The organism is Deinococcus sp. (assembly GCF_030523985.1).
Classification (GTDB): Bacteria; Deinococcota; Deinococci; order Deinococcales; family Deinococcaceae; genus Deinococcus.
In genome coordinates this window covers 1-6,189 of sequence record NZ_JAUNHK010000129.1, presented here as the reverse complement: position 1 = coordinate 6,189, position 6,189 = coordinate 1, and the positions used below count along the sequence as shown (strand labels likewise).

General features: G+C 66.5%; 5 protein-coding genes. 4 read left to right on the top strand and 1 reads right to left on the bottom strand.

Features of this window, described 5'->3' with window-relative positions; translation table 11 throughout:
• Positions 1–153: 153 nt before the first annotated feature.
• Genes Q4C89_RS13400 through Q4C89_RS13390 form a run of 3 tightly spaced genes read left to right on the top strand, consistent with a single transcriptional unit; the run spans position 154 to position 3,772 of the window.
• A complete protein-coding gene (locus tag Q4C89_RS13400; RefSeq protein ID WP_303103125.1) occupies positions 154–372 on the top strand; it encodes a hypothetical protein in 219 nt (72 codons plus the stop codon).
• A 6-nt stretch (positions 373–378) separates the two neighbouring features.
• The gene (locus tag Q4C89_RS13395; protein WP_303103124.1) at positions 379–1,812 is read left to right on the top strand and encodes a hypothetical protein; all 1,434 of its coding nucleotides are present in this window, start codon (positions 379–381) and stop codon (positions 1,810–1,812) included.
• Complete coding sequence (locus Q4C89_RS13390) at positions 1,802–3,772, top strand: AAA family ATPase (protein ID WP_303103123.1); 1,971 nt, start codon at positions 1,802–1,804, stop codon at positions 3,770–3,772. The genes Q4C89_RS13395 and Q4C89_RS13390 overlap by 11 nt, the downstream gene beginning before the upstream one ends.
• Before the next feature lie 4 nt (positions 3,773–3,776).
• Here Q4C89_RS13390 and Q4C89_RS13385 read toward each other — a convergent pair whose 3' ends face one another.
• The gene (locus Q4C89_RS13385) at positions 3,777–4,574 is read right to left on the bottom strand and encodes a hypothetical protein (protein WP_303103122.1); all 798 of its coding nucleotides are present in this window, start codon (positions 4,572–4,574) and stop codon (positions 3,777–3,779) included.
• A gap of 368 nt (positions 4,575–4,942) precedes the next feature.
• On the opposite strand from Q4C89_RS13385, the gene Q4C89_RS13380 reads away from it, so the two are divergent.
• Positions 4,943–6,166, top strand: a complete 1,224-nt coding sequence (locus Q4C89_RS13380) for an NRAMP family divalent metal transporter (RefSeq protein ID WP_303103121.1) — start codon at positions 4,943–4,945, stop codon at positions 6,164–6,166.
• Positions 6,167–6,189: the final 23 nt, after the last annotated feature.

Genomic DNA, 6,189 nt, shown 5'->3' with positions numbered 1-6,189 from the left:
CTATTGACAGAAAGTTTTCTTGCAATCTTTCTTTCTTTCCAGAGCGTGCTACAGTCGGGGTGGATTCACTGGACCCAGGCCAGCCGCCCGTCCCCCGGTGCGGACGGACAGGCAGAGACGCGGCCCAGATGAGCAGGCCGGGAGGTGGCCTGTATGAGTGCAAAAGACCCGAAAACAGAGCTGCCATCCGGCCTATCGCCCACGCCAGGAAAGGCGGGCGGCGACCCGACCGATCCGCTGGAACCGTTCAACTCGCGGTTGCCCCGCAGTCTGCAAAAGCGGCTCAAGGTGCATGTGGCCCTGCACGACACCAAGATTCAGGACGTGCTGGGGGCGGCCCTGGACGACTATCTGAGCCGGCACGGCAGTTGAGGACCCATGACGCCGCCTGCCCCCGCACAGCCTCAAGCTCCGGTCACGCCCCAGGTGGTGGCCGAGGAGCGCACGCTGGTGCTGCCGACCTCCGAGTGGATCGACGAGGTCTGGCTGGGTGAGCAGCGGCTGGCGGTGCTGCACGTGGACCGGATGCGAACCCCCTATATCGAGGAGCAGAACGCCCGCAGCGTGACCCTGCGCCTCACCGACTGGGTGGGCCGACTGCCTTTTCGACTGGTGGGCGAAAGTGGCCGGGTCACGACGCAGGAGGTGGTGGTCTACCCGTCCAAGCTGGCGCGTGACCCGGTCACGGCGTTCGCGGCCCTGTCGCGCATGGTGGCCGAACTGCCCGAACTGCAAAGCCGCCTGCGCTTCGACGGAGAACTGCCCGACGCCCTGCGCGACCTTGACCACCTGTGGGCACCTGCGCTGCGCCCCGCCGACCTGCACGACCTGGCGGCGCGGGCCTGGCGACTGTGGCAGGTGGCCCGCCGTCAGCCCCATCCCAGCGGGCGCTTTGCCGAGCGGCGGGTGGTCGGTGGACAGGTGCCCGACCGGGTGGACTGGAACCGCACCCTCGACCTGTGGGGCCGGGGCGACTTTCCGCAGCATGTGGCGCTCGACCTGCCCTGCCCTCCCCTGCCAGCGGCCCTGCCCGCCCTGCGCCGACTCTGGCAGGCACTGGAAGAAGCTGCTGCGTCCCTCCCGCCCGGCCCCGAGCGCACCGACCTGCTCGCCCGGCTGCACCACACGGCCCATCTGCTGCCCCGGCCCCACTCGCCGGAAGACCCTGCGGCGCAGCGCCCGACCCGACCCGACCCGGTGACCCGACAGGCCGAGCGGCTGACCGAGGAAGTCAGAACACTCCGCACCCCGGCGGGCGGGCTGCCTGGGGGCCACGTGCGCATGGCCGAACTGTACGAATTCTGGGCGCAGATTCGACTGGCCCGCGCCCTCGGAGCCGTACAGGGCGAATTTGTCCGCACCGGCGAAGGTCTCTATACCGGAACACTCACCAGTGAAGACCAGGCGGAGGACGGTGCCCCGGCGGTGCGCGTGTCGCTCAACCCCAGACTGACTTTCGGCGGGGTCAGCAGCCTGTGGCAGACGCTGCAACCCGACCTGCTGGCCCTTTCCGGCCCTCAGGCCCTGGTCGCCGAGGTCAAGTACCGCCCACTCGACCGTCTGGGCAGCGACCAGCAGCGTGAAATCAACGACCAACTGCTGAAGTACATGGGGCTGGCCCACGCCCACACTGGCCTGATTCTGTGGCCGAACGGCGACGGCGAGGCCGAACGGCTCCTTATCCGTGACCTGCCGCTGGGCCGCTCCCGCTTCGTGCGGCTGCGGCTGCATCCCCTCGACCCGCCCGAACAACTGGGGCGCGACCTGCAGGTCCTCGGCCTGATTTCCCCGGAGGAACGACATGAACTTTAGTACCATCTTTGCTCAATACAAAATTGCCCGTGACACTCTGGCTTCGCTGCCCCCGGAGCAGCAAACGGCGCTTGAAAGGGCGGCGCAGGGGGCCGACTGGTCTACAGACGCGGGAGGGGGGCTGCTCTCGCCACCCCTGCCGCTGACGATGCCGCCTACACTCTCCCAGGGCGGAGCTTCGCCACCGACGCGTCAGCCTGTCCCTTTCCCCTGGGCCGACCGGGCGACGGAAGGCGACGCGCAGCAGGCGGCCCAGGTGCAGCTCCTCGTATTCGACGTCTACAGCGCCGCGCCCCTCGGCGGCGAGATGCGGCTGGTGCATTCGACGCACTTTGCCGACCTTCAGGGCGACCCCCTCCCGGTCTTTACCACGGTGCCTTTCAAACTCAGCCAGCAGGTCATTCAGGCCGAGCGGCTGGAGATGGGGCTGGGCCAGATGACACGCACCTCGGTGCTGGCCTACCGCGTGGTGCCCTGCGACGAGGACGTGCGAACCCTGGAGTCCCGGCTGGTCTACCTGCCGCGCAAGAATCAGGTCAGCAAGGTCAAGTGGCTCGCCGCCTACGACCACCGTCTGGAACGGCAAGGCGGCGCGGTGCTGCACCACTGCCAATTGCGGGCCGTTCTCGACCTGGAGGGTGGCGGCAAGCGTGACCTGCACGCCTCCACCCTGGGCAGCACCCACCTCAGCGGCCTGGCCCTGCACGCCCTCAGCGCGACGGGCCTCAAACCCTACGGTCTGACCGAAGGCGAGGCGGCCCCCACGCCTCCGCCGCATGCCCGCCGCCTGCTCGACGACCTGCTGCGCCCCCCTGTGCCCGCGCCGCCCAAACTGCCCAAGCCGCCCAAAGCCAGCAAGACCAAGGCCCGCAAGCCGACTCCAGCCCCCGTGCCCATCACGGTAGAAACTTTTACTCCCGACCCCGAACCTGCCGCCGAAGTCATGGAAGTGGCGGAGCCGCCTCTGCCCCCGGTCACGCCCGAACCTCCTGCCGCCGAGGAGGGTCAGCCCATACTGGAGATTGTGGAAGAAGAGGTTGCCCCGGACGTGTGGGCGCAACTCGGCACCCGTATCGCGCTCGACGAGGACGTGCTGGCGCAGGCCCGCGCCGCGTTGGGCCGTCACCGCCCGCTGCTGCTGACCGGCGCACCCGGCACCGGCAAGACGCTGCTCGCCACCCTGCTGGCCGAAACCCTGTGCGGCCCCGGCAATTTCACCCTGGTCACTGCCGACGCCCGCTGGACCAGCACCGAGGTCGTGGGCGGGCTACGCGTCGCCCCCGGCGAGGGGCTGCGCTACACCTTCATGCCGGGCGTGGTGACCCGCGCCGCCCTGCGCCACCGCGAGAGTATGCAGGCCACCGGGCGTCCCCATGCGCTCATCATCGACGAATTCAACCGCGCCCATCAGGACGAAGCGTTCGGGCGCCTGCTGACCCTGCTCGACCCGACGTACCGCGCCCAGATGCCGCTGGTCGGCCCCCAGGACGGTGCAGACGAGGAGATCTACCTGCCTGCCGACTTTGTCCTTATCGCCACCATGAACGACGCCGACGTGGGCCGCCTGCATGAAATCGGCTCGGCCCTGCAACGCCGCTTCGTGACCGTGCAGGTGGGCATTCCCCCGCAGGAACGGGAATACCTGGAGCGCACCCGACCCCAGGCGGCAGGGTTGCTGCCCACGCTCTACGACTTCGTCGGCACGGGTGACACGGCGGCTGACCGGGAAGCGGGACGGCTGCGCGGCTTCGTCACGGTCGGCACCTTTTTCATGGAGGAGGTGCTGAGTCTGGCAGACACTGACCTGGGCCTCGACCGGGCCCTACGCAATCAGGTGACGCCCCATCTGCCCAGCCTGGACCGCAGCGAACTGACCGCTCTGCAAGGCCGCGCCGCCGACCTTGGCCTAGTCAAACTGGCGACCAGACTGGGGGAAGCGGCGCAGCAGGCACCGTTCTGACCCGCTACCCCTGACGCTCCCGCAAAAACCGCTGGTGGGCTTCCCAGCGCCGCTGCGCTTCTCCCTGGGGCGGCGCTGGGAGCAGGCGTTCCAGCGCCGCCGCGAACTCGGCTGGACGCCGCAACGACGGAGGCAGCGCCAGATAGAGGGTGCGTGTTTCTGGAAGCAGGTTATGCAATGCAGCCCGCACCCGGTAGCTGAGCTGGGTGTCTCCAGCCACCTCGGGCCATTCCAACATGGCCTGCAATCGCGCCTGAGTCTGAAGATAGTCCCCCAGTTCCCGCCCGCCGAGGGTGACAGCCAGCGGCCACACGGGAGGAGGCGGAGGCGGCGCCGGAGGAAGGTTAGTCGCTTCCACCTCTTCCGAACCACCGAACAGAGTGCGCCAGCGATTCACGAGCGACCGGGGCGGTGGAGCAGTCGTCGAATCGTCCTGTGGCGCGGGAAGAGGAACGGGGTTCTGAATTGGCCCGGTCCGCTCCAGAGGCGTGGGGTCCAGGGCTTCCCCCAACGGTTTGGCGAGCGCGAGCTTGCGCTGAATAGCAGGCGCACCCTGCCGCAGCCCGCTGGGAGCCAGAGGGGCTTGCAGCGGAATTCGGGCCAGTTGCGCCGCAGCATCTCGCCAGGTCGCGCCTATCAGCGCCAGAGGGGTCTCTATGCGCCAGGGCAACAGGCCACTGCTTCCGCTGCGGATGGCCCGCACACTATGCGGCTCAGCGAGCCAGCCCGCATGTTCGGCGGCCTGCAGCAACGCTTCGAGCTGTTCGCGAGGCGTCGGTCCCTTCGTCGCCTGCCCGATCACGCCCTGTGTCCTCCCCACCCGTCGTTTCGCGTTCTGTGCGCTACAGCCATCGGCTGCTCCCTCCCCCGGAGCGGCTTCTATTTTTCCATGTGAGCGGGCCTTCGTCCGTTCCGGGCGGTCTTGCAACACGACTGGCAATCAGGCATCACGGTCTGTTTATGCACGACATCGGATTGAGGCGCATATGCTCTACCTTGCGAATGTCATCTTCCTAAGCTGGTACGTCATTTTCCCAGGGGAATGTATCGAGTGATACATTATTAAGTGTTCTAGTCGATTGCTGGGCGCATGCGGACATACCTCTATGCTTTGAGCCGCTTCATTCCCAGTCGTTCACCCCTTTTGCTGTTGCCCGGAGGTTTCCTGTCATGACCACTCCCCCTTCGCCCTCCGGACCTGCCCGAAAGGAACGCCAATGGAGCGTGATCCTCGGAGCCGCTTTCCTGATGGCGACCTCGGCCATTGGCCCCGGCTTTCTGACGCAGACCTCGGTCTTTACCCAGACCCTGCTCGCCAGTTTCGGCTTCGTCATCCTGCTGTCCATCCTCATTGACTTGGTCGTCCAGGTCAACATTTGGCGCATCATCGCCGTTACCGAGCGCCGCACCCAGGACACGGCCAATGCCGTCTTTCCCGGCCTGGGCACCCTGCTCGCCGCGCTTATCGTCATCGGTGGTCTGGCTTTCAACATCGGCAACGTGGCCGGGGCCGGACTGGGCCTGAACGTCATGACGGGTATCAGTCCCACCTGGGGAGCCGTCCTGAGCGCACTGTTTGCCATCGGTATTTTCCTCATCAAGGAAGCGGGCCGGGCTATGGACCGACTTGCACAGGTGATGGGCGGCGTCATGATTCTGCTGACCCTCTACGTGATGTTCGTTTCCCATCCGCCTTACGCCGAAGCGGCGCTGCGAACTGTCGCGCCAGTCAAGCTTGACCTGTTCGCCATCATCACTCTCGTCGGCGGCACCGTGGGCGGGTACATCACCTTCGCCGGGGGGCACCGCCTGCTCGACGCTGGAATCAAGGGGCAGGCTGCCCTGCCGAGTGTCAACCGGGGCGCTTCCTCGGCCATTCTGCTTGCCTCGCTGATGCGGGTGCTGCTGTTTCTGGCGGCACTGGGGGTCGTTTCGCAAGGCGTGGACCTCGGCAAAGACAACCCGGCGGCAGTGGTGTTCCAGCACGCGGCAGGCAACGTGGGTTACCGCCTGTTCGGTGTGGTCATGTGGGCGGCGGCCATTACCAGCGTGGTCGGCTCGGCTTATACGTCGGTGTCGTTCATTCGTACCCTCTCGCCATTCATTGAGCGTCACCATCGCTGGATTACCGTCGCGTTTATTATGCTCTCCACGCTGGTTTTCGCACTGGTCGGCAAGCCGGTCGCCATTCTGCTGGCGGTCGGTGCCCTGAACGCCTTGATTCTGCCTATCTCACTGGGCACCATGTTGCTGGCGGCACGTCGCCCCAAACTGGTCGGTACCTACCGGCACCCAGGTTGGATGAGCATTGCTGGCTGGCTCGTCGTCGTAGCGATGGCCTTGCTAAGTGTGCAGACTATCGTCACTACACTCCCCAAACTGTTCGGCAGCTAACGCTCACTTCTGCAAGGGGTAGT